This window comes from Chromobacterium alkanivorans, assembly GCF_016937655.1.
In the GTDB taxonomy this organism is placed as follows: Bacteria; Pseudomonadota; Gammaproteobacteria; order Burkholderiales; family Chromobacteriaceae; genus Chromobacterium; species Chromobacterium alkanivorans.
On sequence record NZ_JAFHKL010000005.1, the window covers coordinates 191,189 to 210,824 of the forward strand.

The 19,636-nt window shown below is 64.2% G+C and carries 15 protein-coding genes and 2 tRNA genes; 12 read left to right on the top strand and 5 right to left on the bottom strand.

What is annotated here, in order from left to right; all coding sequences use genetic code 11:
* Position 1 precedes the first annotated feature (1 nt).
* The gene (gene trxB / locus JW897_RS10940) at positions 2–958 is read right to left on the bottom strand and encodes a thioredoxin-disulfide reductase (protein ID WP_205466086.1); all 957 of its coding nucleotides are present in this window, start codon (positions 956–958) and stop codon (positions 2–4) included.
* A 579-nt stretch (positions 959–1,537) separates the two neighbouring features.
* On the opposite strand from trxB, the gene tig reads away from it, so the two are divergent.
* From tig to JW897_RS10995, 11 genes are all read left to right on the top strand, one after another.
* Positions 1,538–2,845 carry a trigger factor gene (tig, locus tag JW897_RS10945; protein ID WP_205466087.1) on the top strand — a complete coding sequence of 436 codons (1,308 nt, stop codon included), beginning with the start codon at positions 1,538–1,540 and terminating at the stop codon, positions 2,843–2,845.
* Positions 2,846–2,863: 18 nt separating this feature from the next.
* The gene (gene clpP, locus JW897_RS10950) at positions 2,864–3,496 is read left to right on the top strand and encodes an ATP-dependent Clp endopeptidase proteolytic subunit ClpP (RefSeq protein ID WP_048414747.1); all 633 of its coding nucleotides are present in this window, start codon (positions 2,864–2,866) and stop codon (positions 3,494–3,496) included.
* A 19-nt stretch (positions 3,497–3,515) separates the two neighbouring features.
* Entirely contained in the window at positions 3,516–4,790 is a 1,275-nt protein-coding gene (gene clpX, locus JW897_RS10955; protein ID WP_048414746.1) for an ATP-dependent Clp protease ATP-binding subunit ClpX, read from the top strand.
* A gap of 143 nt (positions 4,791–4,933) precedes the next feature.
* A complete protein-coding gene (gene lon / locus JW897_RS10960; protein WP_048414745.1) occupies positions 4,934–7,351 on the top strand; it encodes an endopeptidase La in 2,418 nt (805 codons plus the stop codon).
* A 54-nt stretch (positions 7,352–7,405) separates the two neighbouring features.
* Positions 7,406–7,795 (top strand): HU family DNA-binding protein, encoded by a 390-nt coding sequence (locus tag JW897_RS10965; RefSeq protein ID WP_474456863.1) that lies wholly within the window; start codon positions 7,406–7,408, stop codon positions 7,793–7,795.
* 44 nt (positions 7,796–7,839) lie between these two features.
* A tRNA-Val gene (locus tag JW897_RS10970) sits at positions 7,840–7,915 on the top strand.
* A 6-nt stretch (positions 7,916–7,921) separates the two neighbouring features.
* Positions 7,922–7,998, top strand: a tRNA-Asp gene (locus JW897_RS10975).
* A gap of 72 nt (positions 7,999–8,070) precedes the next feature.
* Positions 8,071–9,906 (top strand): SurA N-terminal domain-containing protein, encoded by a 1,836-nt coding sequence (locus tag JW897_RS10980; protein ID WP_205466088.1) that lies wholly within the window; start codon positions 8,071–8,073, stop codon positions 9,904–9,906.
* Between the two features lie 373 nt (positions 9,907–10,279).
* On the top strand, positions 10,280–11,017 hold the full coding sequence (locus tag JW897_RS10985) for a methionine ABC transporter ATP-binding protein (protein ID WP_205466089.1): 738 nt from the start codon (positions 10,280–10,282) through the stop codon (positions 11,015–11,017).
* Positions 11,017–11,703 carry a methionine ABC transporter permease gene (locus JW897_RS10990; protein WP_048414742.1) on the top strand — a complete coding sequence of 229 codons (687 nt, stop codon included), beginning with the start codon at positions 11,017–11,019 and terminating at the stop codon, positions 11,701–11,703. Before JW897_RS10985 ends, JW897_RS10990 begins: the two co-directional genes overlap by 1 nt.
* A 73-nt stretch (positions 11,704–11,776) precedes the next feature.
* Positions 11,777–12,586 carry a MetQ/NlpA family ABC transporter substrate-binding protein gene (locus JW897_RS10995; RefSeq protein WP_205466090.1) on the top strand — a complete coding sequence of 270 codons (810 nt, stop codon included), beginning with the start codon at positions 11,777–11,779 and terminating at the stop codon, positions 12,584–12,586.
* Positions 12,587–12,814: 228 nt separating this feature from the next.
* On the opposite strand, the gene JW897_RS11000 is transcribed toward JW897_RS10995, so the two are convergent.
* Positions 12,815–13,090, bottom strand: coding sequence for a metal/formaldehyde-sensitive transcriptional repressor (locus JW897_RS11000; RefSeq protein ID WP_048414740.1), 276 nt, complete (start codon positions 13,088–13,090; stop codon positions 12,815–12,817).
* A 134-nt stretch (positions 13,091–13,224) separates the two neighbouring features.
* Here JW897_RS11000 and JW897_RS11005 point away from each other — a divergent pair, with 134 nt between their 5' ends.
* On the top strand, positions 13,225–14,364 hold the full coding sequence (locus JW897_RS11005; protein ID WP_205466091.1) for a HoxN/HupN/NixA family nickel/cobalt transporter: 1,140 nt from the start codon (positions 13,225–13,227) through the stop codon (positions 14,362–14,364).
* On the opposite strand, the gene JW897_RS11010 is transcribed toward JW897_RS11005, so the two are convergent.
* From JW897_RS11010 to fliD, 3 genes are all read right to left on the bottom strand, one after another.
* The gene (locus JW897_RS11010; RefSeq protein ID WP_205466092.1) at positions 14,361–16,805 is read right to left on the bottom strand and encodes a S9 family peptidase; all 2,445 of its coding nucleotides are present in this window, start codon (positions 16,803–16,805) and stop codon (positions 14,361–14,363) included. The genes JW897_RS11005 and JW897_RS11010 overlap by 4 nt on opposite strands.
* 103 nt (positions 16,806–16,908) lie before the next feature.
* A complete protein-coding gene (locus tag JW897_RS11015; RefSeq protein ID WP_240352164.1) occupies positions 16,909–17,904 on the bottom strand; it encodes an LD-carboxypeptidase in 996 nt (331 codons plus the stop codon).
* A 212-nt stretch (positions 17,905–18,116) separates the two neighbouring features.
* Complete coding sequence (gene fliD, locus JW897_RS11020) at positions 18,117–19,475, bottom strand: flagellar filament capping protein FliD (RefSeq protein ID WP_205466094.1); 1,359 nt, start codon at positions 19,473–19,475, stop codon at positions 18,117–18,119.
* Between the last annotated feature and the right edge of the window lie 161 nt (positions 19,476–19,636).

A 19,636-nucleotide genomic window follows, 5' to 3' on the forward strand; every position in this document is an offset into this window, starting at 1 on the left:
TTTACTTCAGGTTGTCCAGGTAGCGCTCCGCGTCCAGGGCGGCCTGGCAGCCGGAGGCCGCGCTGGTCACCGCCTGGCGGTAGATGTGGTCCTGCACGTCGCCGGCAGCGAACACGCCCGGCACGCTGGTGGCGGTGGCGTTGCCTTCGCGGCCGCTCTTGGTGATCAGATAGCCGGTGGCGTCCATCTCCAGCTGGCCCTTGAAAATTTCGGTGTTCGGCTGGTGGCCGATGGCGACGAACAGGCCCAGCACCTTGATCTCTTCAGTGCTGCTGTCCTGCATCGATTTCAGGCGCAGGCCGGTGACGCCGGAGTCGTCGCCCAGCACTTCGTCCAGAGTGGCGTTCAGCTTCAGGCTGATCTTGCCTTCCTTGACGCGCTCCATCAGCTTGTCGATCAAGATCTTCTCGGCGCGGAAGGTGTCGCGGCGATGGATCAGGATCACGTGCTTGGCGATGTTGGCCAGGTACAGCGCTTCCTCCACCGCGGTGTTGCCGCCGCCGATCACCGCCACGTCCTGGTTGCGGTAGAAGAAGCCGTCGCAGGTGGCGCAGGCGGACACGCCCTTGCCCTTGAACGCTTCTTCGGAGGCCAGGCCCAGGTATTTGGCCGAAGCGCCGGTGGCGAGGATCAGCGCGTCGCAGGTGTATTCGCCGGAGTCGCCCACCAGGCGGATCGGTTTTTCGTGCAGATGGGTGGTGTGGATGTGGTCGAACAGGATTTCGGTGCCGAAGCGCTCGGCGTGCTGCTGAAAGCGCTGCATCAGTTCCGGGCCCATCACGCCGGCGGCGTCCGCGGGCCAGTTGTCCACGTCGGTGGTGGTCATCAACTGGCCGCCTTGCGCCAGGCCGGTGACCAGCACCGGCTTCAGGTTGGCGCGCGCCGCGTAAACGGCGGCGGTGTAGCCGGCGGGGCCGGAGCCAAGAATCAGCAGGGGGCTGTGGCGAGTCGTGGTCATGATGTTTTCCTGTGTGAGAAGCGGTAAGAGAGCCGATGGCGCGGGTCCGGGGCGGAGTGCTTGGAGCCGCGAACGCGCCGTTCAGTTCTGAAGTATGGAGCCAAGCCGGCGGAATCCAAGCTCCGGAGTCTCGCCGGGGCCTGCCGCGTTTGCGCCGCGGCGGCCGTTTCGGCTGACAATATACAAGAGCGGCGGGGCAAGGTTAAGCGTCGGCTCGATTGGAATATTCAACATTGCTGATTGAAATCCTTTATCGCTTGTCCGAGCCGTCCTATCGGCCGGGCTTGGTTCAGGCCAAAATCATTCGCGCATTCACGCGTCGATTCAAAAGCTTGCCGTTCTTCCGGCCGCCGCCGCGCCGGAAACCGAGGCGACGCAAGGCCCGTTCCGCCGGCCGCGGCGGCGCGGCGGCTACTTGCCAGCGTCGGCCGCGTGCTATACTGTCCGCTTTCGCGTTGGGTGCGCGGTGTAACTCCGCGCAGCGCCACTCAAGGTGAGGCAATGTCCTTCGAGTCTGCCGATCCGTGGCGTCGTACCGTCCCAGATGACTAAACCTGTCACACACTTATAGGATTTAACATGCAAGTACAGCTGGAAACATTGAGCAATCTTGAGCGCCGCATGAATATCGCCCTGCCTATGGCCGCCATCGACGCGCAAGTGGCCGAACGCCTGAAGCGCGTGGCCCGCAACGCCAAGATTCAAGGTTTCCGCCCGGGCAAGGCTCCGCTGAAGATCGTGGAAATGAACTACGGCGCCCAGGTGCGTGAAGAAGTGATGGGTGAACAGGTTCAACAGGGTTTCTACTCCGCCGTGAGCGAGCAGAAGCTGCGCGTTGCAGGCTACCCGCGCTTCGAGCCGGTAGCCGCCGGCGACGACAAGGAAAACTTCAAGTTCGCCGCCACTTTCGAGGTTTACCCGGAAGTGAAAGTGGGCGAGCTGGCCGGCAAGGAAGTGGAAAAGCCGCTGACCCCGGTGACCGACGCCGAAATCGAGAAAACCATCGAGATCCTGCGCAAGCAGCGCACTCGCTACAACCGCGTTGAGCGCGAAGCCGCCGCCGGCGACCGTGTGATCATCGACTTCAAGGGCGCCATCGACGGCGTGGCCTTCGAAGGCGGTTCCTCCGAGAACTTCCCGTTCGTGCTGGGCCAGGGCCAGATGCTGGCCGAGTTCGAAGCCGGCGTCACCGGCATGAAGGAAGGCGACATCAAGAGCGTGGAAGTGAGCTTCCCCGAGGATTACCACGGCAAGGACGTGGCCGGCAAAACCGCCGTGTTCGAAATCCTGCTGAAGAACGTGGCTGAAGCCGTGCTGCCGGAAGTGAACGACGAGTTCGCCAAGCTGCTGGGCATCGCCGACGGCGACGTTGAGAAAATGCGCGCCGAAATCCGCAAGAACGTGGAGCGCGAAGTGAAGCGCCGCCTGCAAGCCCGCACCAAGGAAAACGTGATGCAGGCGCTGCTGGACTCCACCGAGATCGAACTGCCGAAAGCCCTGGTCAGCCTGGAAATCGGCCGTCTGGTCGAGCAGGCTCGTCGCGACATGCAGCAACGCGGCATGAACGTCAAAGACATGCCGTTCCCGCCGGAACTGTTCGCTCAGCAAGCCGAGCGCCGCGTGGCCCTGGGCCTGATCCTGTCCGAAGTCGTTGACTCCAACAAGCTGGAAGCCCAGCCGGACCAAGTCAAGGCCATGATCACCGAGTTCGCCGACAGCTACGAAGATCCGGCTGAAGTGCTGACCTGGTACTACGCCAGCCCGGACCGCCTGGAAGGCCCGACTTCCATGGTGCTGGAAGACAATGTGGTTGAATTTGTGCTGTCCAAGGCCAATGTTGTAGAGAAAGAACTGTCCTTCGACGCCCTGATGGGCAACAACGCCTGATAACAGCTGGAGTGGCCGATGAAATCGATGATGGAACCTCAAGGTCTGGGCCTGGTGCCCATGGTGGTGGAACAAAGCGGCCGCGGCGAGCGCGCGTATGACATCTACTCGCGTCTGCTGAAGGAGCGCATCGTGTTCCTGGTGGGCCCTGTCACGGATGAGTCGGCCAACCTGGTTGTGGCGCAGATGTTGTTCCTTGAATCGGAGAATCCGGACAAGGACATTCACTTCTACATCAACTCGCCGGGTGGGTCGATTACCGCGGGCATGTCCATTTACGACACGATGAACTTCATCAAGCCGGATGTCTCCACCTTGTGCATCGGCCAGGCCGCCAGCATGGGCGCCTTCCTGCTCGCCGCCGGCGCGCAGGGCAAGCGCTTCGCGCTGGCCAACAGCCGGGTGATGATTCACCAGCCGCTGCTGTACGGCGGCGGCCTGTCCGGCCAGGTCACCGACATCGAAATCCACGCTCGCGAACTCGTCAAGGTCAAGGCCAAGATGAACGAGCTGCTGGCCAAGCACAGCGGCCAGCAGCTGGAGCGAGTGGTTGCCGACACCGAGCGCGACAACTTCATGTCCGCCGACGAGGCTCAGGCCTACGGCTTGATCGACAAAGTGCTGACGTCCCACAAGGACGTGAAAGCTTAAGGAGTGATGGAATCCGCCAATGGCTGACAAGAACAGCAATGAAAAGCTTCTCTACTGCTCTTTCTGCGGCAAGAGCCAGCATGAAGTCCAACGCCTGATCGCCGGGCCGCAGGTCTTCATCTGCAACGAATGCGTCGAGTTGTGCAACGACATCATTCGCGAGGAGCTGGAGAAGGGCGTCGGCGATGCCGCGTCCGCCTCCGAAGATCGTCCGCTGCCCACGCCTCAGGAAATCCGCGCGGATCTCGACCAATACATCATTGGTCAGGATTTCGCCAAGAAGACCCTGTCGGTGGCGGTGTACAACCACTACAAGCGGCTGAGCAGCCCGGCGAGCAAGAGCGACGTCGAGCTGGCCAAGAGCAATATCCTGCTGATCGGTCCGACCGGTTCCGGCAAGACCTTGCTCGCCCAGTCGCTGGCCCGTCTGCTGGACGTGCCCTTCGTCATCGCCGACGCCACCACGCTGACCGAAGCGGGCTACGTGGGCGAGGATGTCGAGCACATCATCCAGAAGCTGCTGCAAAAATGCGACTACGACGTGGACAAGGCCCAGCGCGGCATCGTCTACATCGACGAGATCGACAAGATCTCGCGCAAGTCGGAAAACCCGTCCATCACCCGCGACGTATCGGGCGAGGGCGTGCAGCAGGCCTTGCTGAAACTGATCGAGGGCACCGTGGCCTCGATCCCGCCTCAGGGCGGCCGCAAGCATCCGAACCAGGAATTCATCCAGGTGGACACCACCAACATCCTGTTCATTTGCGGCGGCGCTTTCGACGGCCTGGAGAAGATCATTCGCCAGCGCTCGGAGAAGGGCGGCATCGGTTTCGGCGCCGACATCAGCTCCAAGGACGACGGCAAGAGCTTGTCCATGCTGTTCCAGGAAGTGGAGCCGCAGGATCTGATCCGTTTCGGTCTTATTCCCGAACTGATCGGCCGGCTGCCGGTGGCGGCCACGCTGGAGGAACTGGACGAGGAGGCGCTGGTCACCATCCTGACCCAGCCGAAGAACGCGCTGATCAAGCAGTATCAGAAGCTGTTCTCGATGGAGTCGGTGGAGCTGGAAGTGCGTCCGTCCGCCTTGCGCGTGATCGCCAAGCAGGCCTTGGTCCGCAAGACCGGCGCGCGCGGCCTGCGCTCCATTCTGGAACGGGCGCTGCTCGACACCATGTACGAGTTGCCGTCCATGGGCGACGTGGAAAAAGTGGTGGTGGATGAAAAGGTTATCGACAAGGGCGACAAGCCGTTGTTCATCTATCGCGACAAGGACGACAAGGCGCAATCGGCCTGATTGTCCGCCGCGACTCCGGAGACCGCCCAAACCGGGCGGTTTTTTATTTGTAGAGCCGGAAATCTGATTTAGTATGGGGGTGTTGAATTTTACTGTCCGCCCCCCATCTCCCAAGCATTGTTTCATAAGCAAGGTTAGGTGATATGCCGCAACCCGCAGAACTCAAAGAAGAAGCCGCGCTGCCATTGCTGCCGTTGCGCGACGTGGTGGTCTTCCCCCATATGGTGATCCCGTTGTTCGTCGGTCGCGCCAAGTCCATACGCGCGCTGGAGCTGGCGATGGACGAGGGCAAGCAGATCCTCCTGGTGGCGCAGCGTTCCGCCTCCAAGGACGAACCGTCCGCCGACGACTTGTACCAGGTCGGCACCATCGCCTCGGTGTTGCAGATGCTCAAGCTGCCGGACGGCACCGTCAAGGTGCTGGTTGAAGGCCGCCAGCGCGCGATGATAGAGTCCGTCGGCGAGGAGAACGAGTGCTTCGTCGGCGCCTTCAAGCCGCTGAGCCCGGAGGCCGAGGAATCGACCGAGACCGAGGCGATGCGCCGCGCGCTGCTCGCCCAGTTCGAGCAGTACGTCAAGCTGAACAAGAAAATCCCGCCCGAGGTGTTGAACTCGCTGGCCGGCATCGACCGCGCCGGCCGCATGGCCGACACCATCATCGCCCACCTGCCTCTGAAGCTGGAACAGAAGCAGGAGGTGCTGGAGATGTTCGACGTGCAGCAGCGCCTCGAGCACCTGATGTCCCAGTTGGAAGGCGAGATCGACATCCTGCAGGTGGAAAAGCGCATCCGCGGCCGCGTCAAGCGGCAGATGGAGAAGAGCCAGCGCGAGTACTACCTGAACGAGCAGGTCAAGGCGATCCAGAAAGAGCTCGGCGAGATGGACGAGGTCAGCGACCTCGACGAGCTGGAAAACAAGATCAAGGCCGCCGGCATGAGCAAGGAGGGCCGCGAGAAGGCGATGTCCGAGCTCAAGAAGCTGCGCATGATGTCGCCGATGTCGGCGGAAGCCACCGTGGTGCGCAACTACATCGACACCCTGCTCGAACTGCCGTGGAAGAAGAAGACCAAGATCAGCAAGGACGTGGCCAAGGCCGAGGAAGTGCTGGACGAGGATCACTTCGGCCTGGAGAAGGTCAAGGAGCGCATTCTGGAGTACCTGGCGGTGCAACAGCGCGTCGACAAGCTCAAGGCGCCCATCCTGTGCCTGGTGGGGCCTCCGGGCGTGGGCAAGACCTCGCTGGGCCAGTCCCTGGCGCGCGCCACCAACCGCAAGTTCGTGCGCATGGCGCTGGGCGGGGTGCGCGACGAGTCCGAGATCCGCGGCCATCGCCGCACCTACATCGGCTCGATGCCGGGCAAGGTGTTGCAGAACATGAGCAAGGCGGCGGTGAAGAACCCGCTGTTCCTGCTGGACGAAGTGGACAAGATGGGCGCGGATTTCCGCGGCGATCCGTCGTCGGCGCTGCTGGAGGTGCTGGATCCGGAACAGAACCACTCCTTCATCGACCACTACGCCGAAGTTGAATTCGACTTGTCCGACGTGATGTTCGTGGCCACCGCCAACTCGCTGAACATTCCGCCGGCGCTGCTGGACCGGATGGAAATCATCCGCCTGGCCGGCTACACCGAGGACGAGAAGGTCAATATCGCCACCAAATACCTGCTGCCCAAGCAAATGAAGGCCAACGGCGTGCAGGAAGGCGAATTGGCGGTGCAGGAGTCCGCGCTGCGCGACATCGTGCGCTACTACACTCGCGAAGCCGGCGTGCGCAGCCTGGACCGCGAGATCGCCAAGATCTGCCGCAAGGTGGTGACCAGCGCCTCGCTGAAGGCCGGCAAGGCGGCCAAAGTGACGGTCAGCGGCCGCAACCTGGACAAATTCCTGGGCGTGCGCCGTTTCGACTACGGCATCGCCGAGGACGAGAACCGCATCGGCCAAGTCACCGGCCTGGCCTGGACCGAGGTGGGCGGCGAATTGCTGACCATCGAGGCGGTGTCGCTGCCGGGCAAGGGCAACATCATTCGCACCGGCCAGCTGGGCGAGGTGATGCAGGAGTCCATCACCGCGGCGATGAGCGTGGTGCGCAGCCGCGCGCGTTCGCTGGGCATCAAGCCCGACTTCTACGAGAAGAGCGATATGCACATCCACGTGCCGGAAGGCGCGACGCCCAAGGACGGCCCCAGCGCCGGCATTGCGATGACCACGGCTTTGGTGTCCATCCTGACAGGCATCCCGGTGCGCGCCGACGTGGCGATGACCGGCGAGATCACGCTGCGGGGCGAGGTGCTGCCCATCGGCGGCCTGAAGGAGAAGCTGCTGGCCGCCCATCGCGGCGGGATCAAGCATGTGTTGATCCCCAAAGGCAACGAAAAAGATTTGGTTGAAATTCCCGCCAATATCAAGCATAAAATCGAAATCCATGCCGTTAAGTGGATAGACGAGGTCTTGGCATTGGCGTTGGAACGGCAACCGGAGCCTTTGTCGGAGGAGGACAAGCCGGCGGAGGAGTTGCGAGCGACGCAAGAAAGCGCGCAAGGCGTGTCCGTGATGAAGCATTAAGAATCATGGTCTTAGCCGAACGCTGAATAACTTGTGTCCAAGCGGCTTTCCAGCGTGTTTGCGAAATGGCAAAATGCCCGTCAAAGCCGCTTGACACAAGGATTTCGCCCTTGCTATAAAGCAAGCGGTTTTTATCCGAATTACGTAGACCGAGAACGACGAAAGGGGACTTACGTGAACAAGTCTGAACTGATTGACGCTATTGCCGCTGAGGCCGATATCTCCAAAGCCGCCGCCGCCAAGGCGCTGGACGGCATGGTGGCCGCTGTAACCGACGCTCTGAAAAAGGGCGACACCGTGACCCTGGTGGGCTTCGGCACCTTCTATGTTGGCGAGCGCGCAGAACGCAGCGGCCGCAACCCGAAGACCGGCGCCACCATCAAGATCCCGGCAGCTCGTTCGCCGAAGTTCCGTGCTGGCAAGGCACTGAAAGACGCGCTATAATTAGCGGCCTTGGCAGCCCTTAGCGGCTGGCAAGGTGTTTCGAGGGGCGTTTAGCTCAGTTGGTAGAGCGTCTGCCTTACAAGCAGAATGTCGGCGGTTCGACTCCGTCAACGCCCACCACAGTCCGGAGCGGTAGTTCAGTTGGTTAGAATACCGGCCTGTCACGCCGGGGGTCGCGGGTTCGAGTCCCGTCCGCTCCGCCAGAACTCACAAAAAGGTGAACGAAATACAGCGTTCACCTTTTTTTTTGACAAGGGTGGCTCAAGCCAATCGCCATGTTCGAGTTTGTCCAGAACAATAAAGTCTTCATTCAGGTTGTATTGGGAGCTGTTGCGTTGACCTTCGTGGGCTTCGGCGTGGGCAGCTATGAAGCAGCTTCCGACGACCCTTATCTCGCCAAGGTAGGTTCCGCCAAGATTTACAAGCGCGATCTGGATCGAGCCCTGGAGGGCCAGCCCACCGATCTGGCCAGCCGTCAGGCCGCGCTGGAAAACCTGATCCGCCAAGAACTGCTGCTGTCCGACGCGCACGACCGCGGCGTCTCCGTCAGCCCCGAGCAGTTGCGCAAAGTCATCGCCTCCATTCCCGCCTTCCAGGACAACGGCAAGTTCAGCCCGGAACGCTATCGTGAATTCCTGCAGAACCGCTATCCGTCGCCCGAGGCTTTCGAAGCCCAGGTCAAGCGCGACATCGTGCTGCAAGGCCAGTTGACCGGCATCGCCGGCACCGAGTTCGTGGCGGGCACCGTGGTCAACCGCCTGGCCGGCCTGTTGGGCGAGGGCCGCGAAGTGCGCTCGCTGCTGCTGAAGCCGGCGGACTTCGCCGCCGAAGTCAAGACCGACGACGCCGCGCTCAAGGCCTTCTACGACGCCAACCTGAAGCGTTTCCGCGTGCCGGAGCGGGTCAAGCTCGACTACGTGCTGTTGTCCCAGGACGCGCTGGCTCAAGGCCTCAAGCCCAGCGACGCCGAACTGCAGAAGTACTACGAACAACACAAGGCCGAGTTCAGCAATGAACAGCGCCGCGCCTCCCACATCCTGCTGACGGTGGCCAAGGACGCCAAGCCGGAGCAGAAAGCCAAGGTCAAGGCCGAGGCGGAAGCGCTGCTGAAGGAAGTGCGCGCCAATCCGGCCCGTTTCGCCGAGCTGGCCAAGTCCAAGTCGCAAGACCCGGGCTCCGCGGCCAATGGCGGCGATCTGGGCTTCTTCGGCCACGGCATGATGGTGAAGCCCTTCGACGACGCGGTGTTCCGCATGAAGCCGGGTCAGATCAGCGAAGTGATCGAGACCGAGTTCGGCTATCACATCATCAAGCTGGACGAAGTGAAGGCGCAGGACTTCGCCGAGGTGAAGGCGGCGATCGCCGACAAGCTGCAGCGTCAGCAGGCGGGCGGCCTGTTCCGCAGCCAGGCCGACAAGTTGACCGAGCTGGCCTACCAGCAGGGCGATTCGCTGAAGGCCTTGCAGGAGCAGCTGAAGCTGCAGCCGCAGCATTCCGACTGGCTGAGCCGCGGCAAGCCGGCGGCCGATCCTCTGCTCAACAGCCCCAAGGTGCTTGAGGCGGCGTTCAGCGAGGACGTGCTGAAGAAGAAGCACAACAGCGAGCCGGTGGACATCGGCAACAACCGCCTGTTGGTGGTGCGCGTGGCCGAGCATCAGCCGGAGCGTCAGCAGACGCTGGACGAGGTGCGCGACGTGATCAAGACCGAGCTGGTGGCCAAGGAAGGCGCCAAGCTGGCCGAGAAGAAAGGCCAGGCGCTGTTGGCCGAGCTGAAGGCCGGCAAGGGCGAGGGCAAGGCCTGGAGCGAAGCCAAGACCCTGTTGCGCCGCGACCCGGCCGGCCTGCCCATCGCCGACGCGCGCGCGGTGTTCGCCGCTCAGTCGGGCAAGCTGCCGGCCTTCGCCGGCGCCAAGCGCGACAACGGCGATTACGCGCTGTACCGCATCGACAAGGTGATTCCGGCGCCGGCGGCCAGCGAGGCCGAGCGCGGCCAGCTGAGCGCGATCCTGGGCGAGATGAACGCCAACGCCCAGCTGTCCAGCTATCTGGACACGCTGCGTCAGAAGTACAGCGTGACCATGGGCAAGCAAGGCTTGTCCGACGCGCAGTAATCCAGCCTCGATCCGGGCTTGAGCTCCGCCGCCGCCAGCGCATGCTGGCGGCGGTTTTCATATGCGGCAGGCGGATTTGCTTATAAGGCTTTGCGCTAAGCAGGCGCTGTTTTTGAACGGGATGAGACAGTTTCGATGTTTTTTTGAATGAAGCTATTGACTGAAAACGAAAATAGATGTTCAATCATAAACAAATTTAGTCGCCGATTTGAACACAGCTTGCGGGCGTAAAACAGCTAAAGCGTGGGTAAGCAGACCCAGGACGTGATCCAGCATCTGCTTACAGTAATCTCGATTCAGCAGTGATTCCGAAGATTCCCATGCAAGGCCCGCCGCGTTCGTTGGCGGGCCTTGTGCTTTTGGAGTGTTTGGAATGATTCATCTGCAAAATGTTCGTAAGCGTTTCCGTCACCCTGAGGGGGGCTGGTTCGACGCGGTCACGGACACCTCTCTTACCATTCGTCCGGGCGAAGTCTTCGGACTGATCGGCTTTTCCGGCGCCGGCAAGTCCACCTTGCTGCGCCTGATCAATCTGCTGGAGCGCCCGGACCACGGCGCGGTCATCGTCGACGGCGAGGACCTGACCAGCCTGTCCGCCAAGGCCTTGCGCCGCGCGCGCCAGAATATCGGCATGGTGTTTCAGCAATTCAATTTGATGGCCAACCGCACCGTGGCCGGCAACGTCGCCTTCCCGCTGGAAGTGGCGGGCTGGGCCAAGGCGGATATCGACAAGCGCGTCAACGAATGCCTGGAAGTGGTGGGCTTGCTGGACCGCGCCAATCACTACCCGGCGCAGCTGTCCGGCGGCCAGAAGCAGCGCGTCGGCATCGCCCGCGCGCTGGCGCCCAATCCCAAGGTGATCCTGGCCGACGAACCCACCTCGGCGCTGGACCCGAAAACCACCCAGGCCGTGCTGGAGTGCCTGAAGGACATCAATCAACGCTTCGGCGTCACCATCGTCATCGTTACCCACGAGATGGGCGTGGTGCGGGCGATCTGCCACCGCGCGGCGGCTCTGGACGCCGGCAGGGTGGTGGAAGTGGTGGATGTGTCGAACAACGAAGTGGTGGCGGATTCCGATCTGGCGCGCTCTCTGCTGGAGGCCGCGTAATGGATGCCGCAACCCTGAACGAAGCATTGCAAAACCTGGTGAGCATGGGGCCGGAAATCTGGCAGGCCTTCCAGGAAACCCTGGTGATGCTGGGCATAGGCCTGAGCGCGGCCGTGTTGCTGGGCGGCCCGCTCGGCATCGTGCTCTATCTGACCCAGCCGGGTCAGCAATTCGCCAACCGCGCGCTGAACGGCGTGCTGGGCTGGGTGGTGAACCTGGTGCGTTCCTTCCCCTTCATCATCCTGATGGTGTCGCTGGTGCCGCTGACGCGGGCGCTGGTGGGCAGCACCATCGGCCCGGTGGCCGCTTCGGTGCCGCTGGCCTTCGCTGCGATTCCGTATTTCGGCCGCCTGGTCGAGCAGACGCTGCGCGAGATTCCGCGCGGCGTGGTGGAGGCGGCGGAGGCGATGGGCGCCAGCCCGCTGCAGATCATCTGCAAGGTCTTGCTCAACGAGGCGCGCTCAGGCCTGATTTCCAGCCTGACCATTCTGACCATCAGCTTCCTGAGCTATACCGCGGTGGCGGGGGTGGTGGGCGGCGGCGGCATCGGCGATCTGGCCATCCGCTACGGCTATTACCGCTATCAGACCGATGTGATGGTGGCCATGGTGCTGATGTTGGTGGCGCTGGTGCAGATCATCCAGCTGCTGGGCAATCGCTTGGCGGCCAAGCTGGACAAGCGTTGACATTCGCCGGCGCCGGCGGCAGCCGCCGACGTCCCGGACCTTTTACCCATCAATGGACAAGCAGGAGAAAGAAATGCGCAGATTCGTGATCAAGGCAGTGGCGGCTTCGGTATTGGGACTGGCGGTGGCCGGCGCGGCGTTGGCGGCGGACCCGGCCAAGAAGGACATCGTGATCGGCACCACCGTCGGCGATTTCGGTGACATGGTCAAGCAGTCGATCAAGCCCATCCTGGAAAAGCAGGGCTATAAGGTCAAGCTGGTGGAATTCACCGACTATGTCCGCCCGAACCTGGCCTTGCAGGAAGGCGCGCTGGACGTCAACGTGTTCCAGCACAAGCCCTATCTGGACAATTTCGTCAAAGAGCACAAGCTGAACCTGAAAGAGGCCTTCCAGGTGCCCACCGCGCCGCTGGGCATCTATGCCGGCAAGATCAAGGCTTTGAAGGACGTCAAAGTGGGCTCCATCGTGGCCGCCCCCAACGATCCGTCCAACTTCGCCCGCGCGCTGGTGATGCTGGCCGATCTGGGCTGGGTCAAGCTGAAGCCGGGCATCAACCCGCTGACCGCTTCCGAGCGCGATATCGCGGTCAATGTGAAGAAGATCAAGATCATTCCGCTGGAAGCCGCGCAACTGCCGCGTTCGCGCAGCGACGTGGATTTCTCGGTGATCAACGGCAACTACGCCACCAGTTCCGGCATCAAGCTGACCGAGGCGATCTATCAGGAAAAGAGCTACGCCTACGTCAACTGGGGCGCGGTGCGCGCGGCCGACCTGGCCAAGCCCTGGGCCAAGGATGTGGTGGCGGCCTACAACTCGCCGGCGTTCAAGGCTTTCGCCAAGCAGAAGTACGCGGGCTACAAGCTGCCGCAGAACTGGAAATAAGCGCAAAGGCTGATTCGCGCGCCGGCCCACGGCCGGCGGCGCAGGATTTCTTGTAACACTCCTGGCTACAAGACTTGAAGGGAGGGCTCAGCCCTCCCTATTTTTTTGCGCGCTTAGACCCGCTAACAAAACCCCTGATCCTGCGTTGCGCCTCCTTGTCGTACTGCTGGTACTGTCTGCGTCGGCGCGCCTTGGCTCAGGTGCGCTGCGCGGTTTTGTTAGGGGCTCTTATTTCAGGTAGGAGCGCAGCACGCCCACCACCTGTTCCAGGTCCTGGCTGCGTTGCAGAGGGTCGGCGGCCTCCGGGCCCAGGTGTTCGCGCAGATGCCCCTCTATCACCTCCATCATCAGCCCGTTGACGGCGCCGCGCACCGCGGCGATCTGTTGCAGCACGGCCGAGCAATCGACTTCCTGTTCCAGCGCGCGTTCCAGCGCTTCCGCCTGGCCCTTGATGCGGCGGACGCGGGTCAATAACTTCTTCTTGTCTTTCACGGTATGCGGCATGCGCGTAGACGTCCCTTATTGTTGATAATATACTGGGGTATAGTATGTGGGGCGCAGCTTTGCTGCGGTGGCGCCGGCTTCTTCCGCCTGGGGGCGGGAGGCCGGCATGAACGTATTGTAAAAGAAGGCCGAAGATGCCGCCAATCGCCGAACTGATCCAACAGGGAAGCATCAATCTCTGGTTGTTCATTCCTTCCGCCATCCTGTTGGGAGCGTTGCACGGGCTGGAGCCCGGGCACTCCAAGACCATGATGGCTTCTTTCATCATCGCCATCCGCGGCAGCATAGGCCAGGCGGTGCTGCTGGGCCTGTGCGCGGCCTTGTCGCATTCGTTGATCGTCTGGCTGCTGGCGGCGCTGGCGCTCCATTACGGCAATCAGTTGATCGCCGAGCAGGCGGAGCCTTATCTGATGCTGTTTTCAGCCGTCGTGGTCATGGCGGTGGCGGCCTGGATGCTGTGGCGCACCTGGCGCGACAATCTGGCCGCGCGGGCCATGCGGCGGCCGCCCAGGGGCGGCCGCATGATAGACACCGGCCACGGTCTGCTGGAGGCCTTGCTGTTGCCGGGCGCGGCCGCGTGTGTGGCCTTGTATCAGTACGGCGCCGGTTTGCGGCGCGCAAAGCCGGATGGACAGGGCCTGACGCTGGAGTGGCAGCTCGACGGCCGCGCGGGCGAATCCGGTTTTGAAACTGAGGGGGAGTATCTGTTGAGTCCGCCGTTGCCGGCCGGAGCCAGCGTCAGCGCCTTGCGGCTGGCCCACGGCGGCCATGCCCACCGTTATCCGCTGCATCTCGCGCCTGGGGCCGGCGCGGCGCAGGGCGGGGCCTATCGCCGGGCCGCCGGAAGCCGCCCGGCAAACAGCGTGCGACGCGCGTCGGCGGCGTTGCCCGTCTATCAGGACGCGCATGAACGCGCGCACGCCGAGCAGATTCAGCGACGCTTCGCCGGCCGGGAGGTGGGCACCGCGCAAATCGCGCTGTTCGGCCTGACCGGCGGCCTGATACCGTGTCCGGCCTCGGTGACCATTCTGCTGCTGTGCCTGCATCTGAAGCGCTTTTCCCTGGGGGCGACCATGGTGCTTTCCTTCAGTCTGGGCCTGGCTCTGGCCTTGGTCAGCGTCGGGGTGCTGGCCGCCTGGGGCGTGCGCCAGGCAGGCGCCCGCTTCGGCGGCCTGGGAGAGTGGGCGCGGCGCGCGCCCTATCTGTCGGCCGGCCTGATGCTGGCGGTCGGCCTGCTCATGGCCGCACAAGCCGCGCGCGGCCTGGCCGCTTAGGACGGCCGCCGGGCCGCGTCGGCGCGGCCCAGGTGCAGCCCCAGCCAGCGGTCCTGCTCCCACAGCATGTGCAGGATGGATTCGCGCGCGCGGTAGCCGTGGCTTTCCGCCGGCAGGGTCACCAGCCGCGCGGTGGCGCCCAGTCCTTGCAGCGCTTGGTACAGCCGTTCGCTCTGCAGCGGGAAGGTGCCGGGATTGTTGTCCATCTCGCCGTGGATCAGCAGCAGCGGGTCTTTGATCTGATTGGCGTAGTTGAACGGCGACATGGTTTGGTAGACCGCCTGGGCCTGCCAGAAATTGCGCTCTTCGGATTGGAAGCCGAAAGGCGTCAGCGTGCGGTTGTAGGCGCCGGAGCGGGCGATGCCGGCGTGGAACAGCCGGGTGTGCGCCAGCAGGTTGGCGGTCATGAAGGCGCCGTAGGAGTGGCCGCCGACGGCGATGCGCGCCGGGTCGGCCACGCCCAGCCTGACGACTTCGTCCACCGCGGCCTGGGCGTTCATTTTCAGCTGCGGCAGATAGCTGTCGTTAGGCTCTTTGTCGCCTTCGCCGACTATGGGCATGCCCGGGTCGTCCAGTACCGCGTAGCCGCGCGCCAGCATCGCCAGCGGTCCCCAATAGCTGACGCGGTTGAAGCGGTACGGCGATTCCGTCACCTGGCTGGCCGCGGCGGCGGTTTTGAACTCGGTGGGGTAGGCCCACATCAGTAGCGGCAGCGGGCCGTCGCGCTTGGCCTCGTAGCCGGGAGGCAGGTAGAGGGTGGCGGTCAGCTCCACGCCGTCGGCGCGCCGGTAGCGCAGCAGCTTCTTGGCGACGTTTTTCAATTGCGGCGTCGGGTGTGGAATGCGGGTCAGCGCCACCGGTGCGGACGCTTGTCCCAGCGCCAGGCGGTAGAGGTTGGGGGGCTGGTCCACGGTTTCGCGGCTGAGCAGCAGCTCCCGGCCGGCGTCGTCCAGCAGCGCCGCCGGCTGTTCGAACCACGGCGCTTGCGATTGCCATAGCCGTGTGGCGCGCTTGTCGGCCAGCGCGTAGCGGTCGACGAAGGGGCGGTCGCCGTCGGGGCCGGCGCCTTCTCCCAACAGATAGACGGACCCGCCGTCCGGCGTGGTCTGCAACACGGACTGACCGTTGGCGTTGCTGACCATGGCCGCCTCGCCCGGGTCGCTGTAGCGGTCTTCCGATTTGCGGCGGCTCAGCAGCTCCGGCGCCGCGTCCTGATCCGGGCGTGCGCGCCAGACTTTCAGTTCGCGCGTTTTCCACCAGTGTTCGCGGACCAGGGCCAGGTCGCCGCGGCCCCAGCGGACGTCGGCGAAGCGGCTGGCCAGCCGCTGCCATTGGCGCGGCGCTTGCTGGAAGGGCGCCGCTTGCAGGTAGAGCGCGTCGCGTTCGGCGGCGGCGCGGCCGGGGTCGCCGCCGTCCAGCGCCTCCACCCAGAACAGGCTGGCCGGCGCGTCGGCGCGCCAGGCGATTTCGCGCGGGCCGGTCTCCACCGCGTCGTTGCCCGAGGGCATGCGTTCCAGCAGCGGGCGCTGGGTCACGGTGCGGGCGATGCGGCCCTGCCGGTCCAGCACGTCCACGCGTTTGGGGAAGCGCGACAGCGGCACCAGGCCGGAGTAGGGGCGCTGCAGGCGGGTGGCCAGCAGGTATTGGCGATTGGGCGAGCCGCTGACGCCGAGATAGCGGTCAGGCTGGCCTATCGGGCTGAGCTTGCCGTCCAGGCCGACCAGCGCCAACTGGCTTTGCAGCTGGTAGTCCAGCACATCGGCGTCGTACGGGGTCTTGAGCAGGTCGGGATAGGTCCGGGTCTGGGACAGGGCGCCGCCTTCGCTTTGCTGGATGTTGGGGCCGCTTGGGGCCTGGGGCGGGCGCGGCGCCGGGCCTTGGCGCGCGGGCACGCGCTTGATCAGCAGTTGTTCGCCGAACCAGGCGAAGCCTGGGCCGGTGGCGGCGTTGAGGTGGAAGTCGCCCAGCCTGCGCGCGCGGGCGTCGGCCACGTTCAGCAGCCACAGTTCCACGCCCTTGGCGCCCCACAGGCTGAACGCCACGCGGCTTTCGTCGGCGGACCAGGCGCTGTCGGCGATGCGGGCGCCGGCGGGCAGGCCGCGCACCGCGCGGCTGCCGCCTTGCTTCACGTCCAGCAGGCTCAGCGCGTTGCCGAAGTCGAAACGGCTGGCGGCGCGCATCGCGGGGTTCAGGCGCAAGCCGGCCAGCTTGAGTTCGGGCTGGGCGACGTCGGCGATGCCGGGCAGGCCGGGGCGATGGATTTGCAGCAGGGTCCGGCGTTTGGGGCCCAGGCTTTGCAAGGGCGGACGCGGCGCGTCCACCAGCGCCTGCAATTCGGCGGGCGGGGTCTGGTAGCCGTGTTCGGCGGCGTCAGCCGGCGTCGACGCCAGCAGGCCGACGAGCAGCGGCGCGCCGGCCAGCAGCGGGAAACGAGAGGGCATGCGAGGCTCCTGAGGAGGGATGGCGGGCAAGCCGAAAAACTTGCCCTAGTCTCGCCGGAGCGTCAAGGCGCGCCGCGCGCGGACGGCGGCGGCCTGGGAGGCGCTAGAGCGGAGCGGCCGCGCTAAGCAGTTCTTTTTGCTGAGGATTGGCCGGCGTTACCGGGTAGTCGAAGAACTGCAGGCTCAGGCCGCCGCCGTCGGCGCTGAAGCGGGCGGGGAAGCCCAGCGGCAGCGTGGTCTTGTCGTGGACATGACCAAAAGGAATGCCTGTCAGCACCGGAACTCCGGTCAGGCGGCGGATTTCCGCCAGCACCGCGTCCAGGGTGTAGCCGGGGTCGTAGATGTCGACCTGGCGGCTCATATTGAAATCGCCGATGAAAATGGCGCGTTGCTTGGCCAGCACGCCGGCCAGATGCAGTTGCTGCAGCATGCGCTCGATGCGGTAGGGCTGTTCGGACACGTCTTCCAGGAACAGCAGGCCGCCCTTGATGTCCGGCAGATAGGGGGTGCCGACCAGGCTGCTGAGCACGCTGAGGTTGCCGCCCCAGAACACGCCTTCGCCGCTGGCGTTGTGGGCTTGCGGCGCGTCGACGCGCAGCTGGCGGTTGGCGGTGGTGGTGGTGGTCAGGAATTCGTTCAGCGTGAAGGCGCTGGGCTGTTTGGCGCCGAAGTCGCTGACCATGGGGCCGGCGAAGCTGCCCAGCCCTCCCTTGGCCAGCAAGGCCAGCTGGATGGCGGTGAAGTCGCTATAGCCTATCAGCTGGCTGCCGGATTCGCGCAGCAGCGGGCAGAGGCGGCCGTAGTCGATGTGCGGCAGCAGCCGCGTGGCGCCGTAGCCGCCGCGGCCGGCCACCAGCAGCTGAGGCGCGCGGCGGCGCGAGATCAACTGATTGAGGTCGGCCAGCCTTTGCGCGTCGCTGCCGGCGAAGCGTTGATGGCGGCGGTCCAGCGCCTGAACGTTTTCCAGCTGATAGCCGGCCAGGCGCAGCCGTTCCACGGCTTGCTGCTTTTGGCGCGCGTCCGGCAGCGGACCGGAGCAGGCGGTGAAATACAGGCTGCTGCCGACGGCGGCCGGCGAGGAAAGGGATTGGTCAACCATGGTGCGACATCCTTGCAAGAGGCCAAGGCCGGCGCTGAGCGCGCCCATCTGGAGTAGTTGGCGACGAGAGTATTGAATGCGGGCAGTCATTGAATCCGGGGCCCTGAAAGGGCTGGTGCAAACGGGGTTCGACAGCGCAAGGCTGCGTGAGTTGCGTCAGTATACGGCAAACGCCGCGGCGGCGCAGGGCGCCGCCGCCGACATCGACGCGTTCAGGCCAGCAGGTTGGCCAGGCTGGAAGTGGATTGCTGCATGGCCGACAGCTCGCTGTTCAGCGCGGTGTATTCGTTCAGCAGCGAGCTTTTCTCGGTGGCCAGCTGGTTGTTCAGCCGGGTCTGCAGATTGTTTTCGTCATTGATTTTGACGTTGATGTCGCCCTGTTCGGTGGTGACCATGCCGCTTGGGCCCAGCAGATTGTTGATGGCGGTGTTGAAGGTGTTGGCGTAGCCGTTGTTCTGGGCGTTGCCGAACAGATTGGCGACCGCGTCGGGGTTGGCGTTCAGCGCGGTGGTGAAGGCGCTGGAGTCCAGTTTCAGCGTGCCGTCCGCCTGCTGGGTGATGCCGACCTGGGCCAGATAGGCGTAGGAGGAAGAGGCGTCGACGCCCGGCACCGGGGTGCTGAGCAGGCCGGACAATTGCTCTTGCAGGCCGATCACGTCGCTGTTGTTCTTCATGCTGCCGTTAAGGGCGGCGTTGCTGGCGCTGATCACCTGGTTGTAGGCGCTGACGAAGTTCTGCAGCGTGGAGGTGACGTTGGCGGTGTTCTGGCTCATGTTCAGCGTCGCCTGGCCCAGCTTGTTCAGGTTGACGGTGGCGCCGTTGATCACATTGCTCAGGGTATTGCTGCTGCTGGAAACCTTGACGCCGTTGACGGTGAGCAGCGCGTCCTGGGCCGCCGCGGATTCGCCGGCGGCCGCGCTGCTCTGGCCCAGGCCGGCCAGGGTGTTGCCGGAAACGGAGCCGCTGTCGCTGCCGCCGGCGGCGATGCTGAAGGCGTTGGCGGGGCCGGATTGCGAGGAGGCCAGCACCAGCGAGAAGGTGTTGTCGTACTCCACCACCGAGGCGTTGACGCCGATGCCGGCGCTGTTGATGCTGTCGGCGATGGAGGACAGCGACACGGCGCCGCCGTTCTGGCCAAGCTGCACGGTGCTGGTGGCGCCGTTGACGGTGAAGCTCAGCGCGCCGGGCGCGCCGCTCAGCGCGGCGTTCTGGTCGGTGATCGCCTGGCCGCTGGAGTCTTGGTCGAACACCAGTTGCCGCGGCTGCGCCAGCTGGGTGACGTTGAGCGCGTAGTTGCCGGCCACGCCGCCGCTGGTGGCGCTGGCGCTGGCGACGGTGCCGTCGGTGGAGGAGATCTGGAACTGTTGCAGAAAGCTGCCGGAAGACATGGCGGTGGCGGCGGTCTGCAGGCTGGACAAGGCCGAGCTGATCTGGCCGATGGAACTGAGCTGCGACTGGTAGTTGCTGACCCGGGTCTGGCTTTGGGTCAGCGGCTGCGAGTCCACTGCGATCAGCTGGCTGACAATGCTTTGCACGTCCAGCGGGCCTACGCTGGTGGTGATGGATGCCATGACGACGCCTCCCTGGCGCGCCGCTGCCGCCGGCGCGCTTGTCTTGCGAGAAAATTCAGTCTTGTGTCGTTTGCGTTCCATCACGGGGCCGCCGGCTGCCAGCCGGCGGACGGACTACTGTCATGCTATCGGCCGTTCGGCCGCCAACTTTAGCCTTAAGA

Excerpts from the sequence above, each read along its gene's own strand:
- JW897_RS11005 (WP_205466091.1), top strand. The coding sequence starts at position 13,225 with ATGCCGCCAATCGCCGAACTGATCCAACAGGGAAGCATCAATCTCTGG.
- JW897_RS10980 (WP_205466088.1), top strand. The coding sequence starts at position 8,071 with ATGTTCGAGTTTGTCCAGAACAATAAAGTCTTCATTCAGGTTGTATTG.
- lon (WP_048414745.1), top strand. The coding sequence starts at position 4,934 with ATGCCGCAACCCGCAGAACTCAAAGAAGAAGCCGCGCTGCCATTGCTG.
- JW897_RS11010 (WP_205466092.1), bottom strand. The coding sequence starts at position 16,805 with ATGCCCTCTCGTTTCCCGCTGCTGGCCGGCGCGCCGCTGCTCGTCGGC.
- JW897_RS11000 (WP_048414740.1), bottom strand. The coding sequence starts at position 13,090 with ATGCCGCATACCGTGAAAGACAAGAAGAAGTTATTGACCCGCGTCCGC.
- fliD (WP_205466094.1), bottom strand. The coding sequence starts at position 19,475 with ATGGCATCCATCACCACCAGCGTAGGCCCGCTGGACGTGCAAAGCATT.
- JW897_RS10985 (WP_205466089.1), top strand. The coding sequence starts at position 10,280 with ATGATTCATCTGCAAAATGTTCGTAAGCGTTTCCGTCACCCTGAGGGG.
- JW897_RS10995 (WP_205466090.1), top strand. The coding sequence starts at position 11,777 with ATGCGCAGATTCGTGATCAAGGCAGTGGCGGCTTCGGTATTGGGACTG.
- clpP (WP_048414747.1), top strand. The coding sequence starts at position 2,864 with ATGAAATCGATGATGGAACCTCAAGGTCTGGGCCTGGTGCCCATGGTG.
- trxB (WP_205466086.1), bottom strand. The coding sequence starts at position 958 with ATGACCACGACTCGCCACAGCCCCCTGCTGATTCTTGGCTCCGGCCCC.
- JW897_RS10990 (WP_048414742.1), top strand. The coding sequence starts at position 11,017 with ATGGATGCCGCAACCCTGAACGAAGCATTGCAAAACCTGGTGAGCATG.
- clpX (WP_048414746.1), top strand. The coding sequence starts at position 3,516 with ATGGCTGACAAGAACAGCAATGAAAAGCTTCTCTACTGCTCTTTCTGC.
- tig (WP_205466087.1), top strand. The coding sequence starts at position 1,538 with ATGCAAGTACAGCTGGAAACATTGAGCAATCTTGAGCGCCGCATGAAT.
- JW897_RS11015 (WP_240352164.1), bottom strand. The coding sequence starts at position 17,904 with ATGGTTGACCAATCCCTTTCCTCGCCGGCCGCCGTCGGCAGCAGCCTG.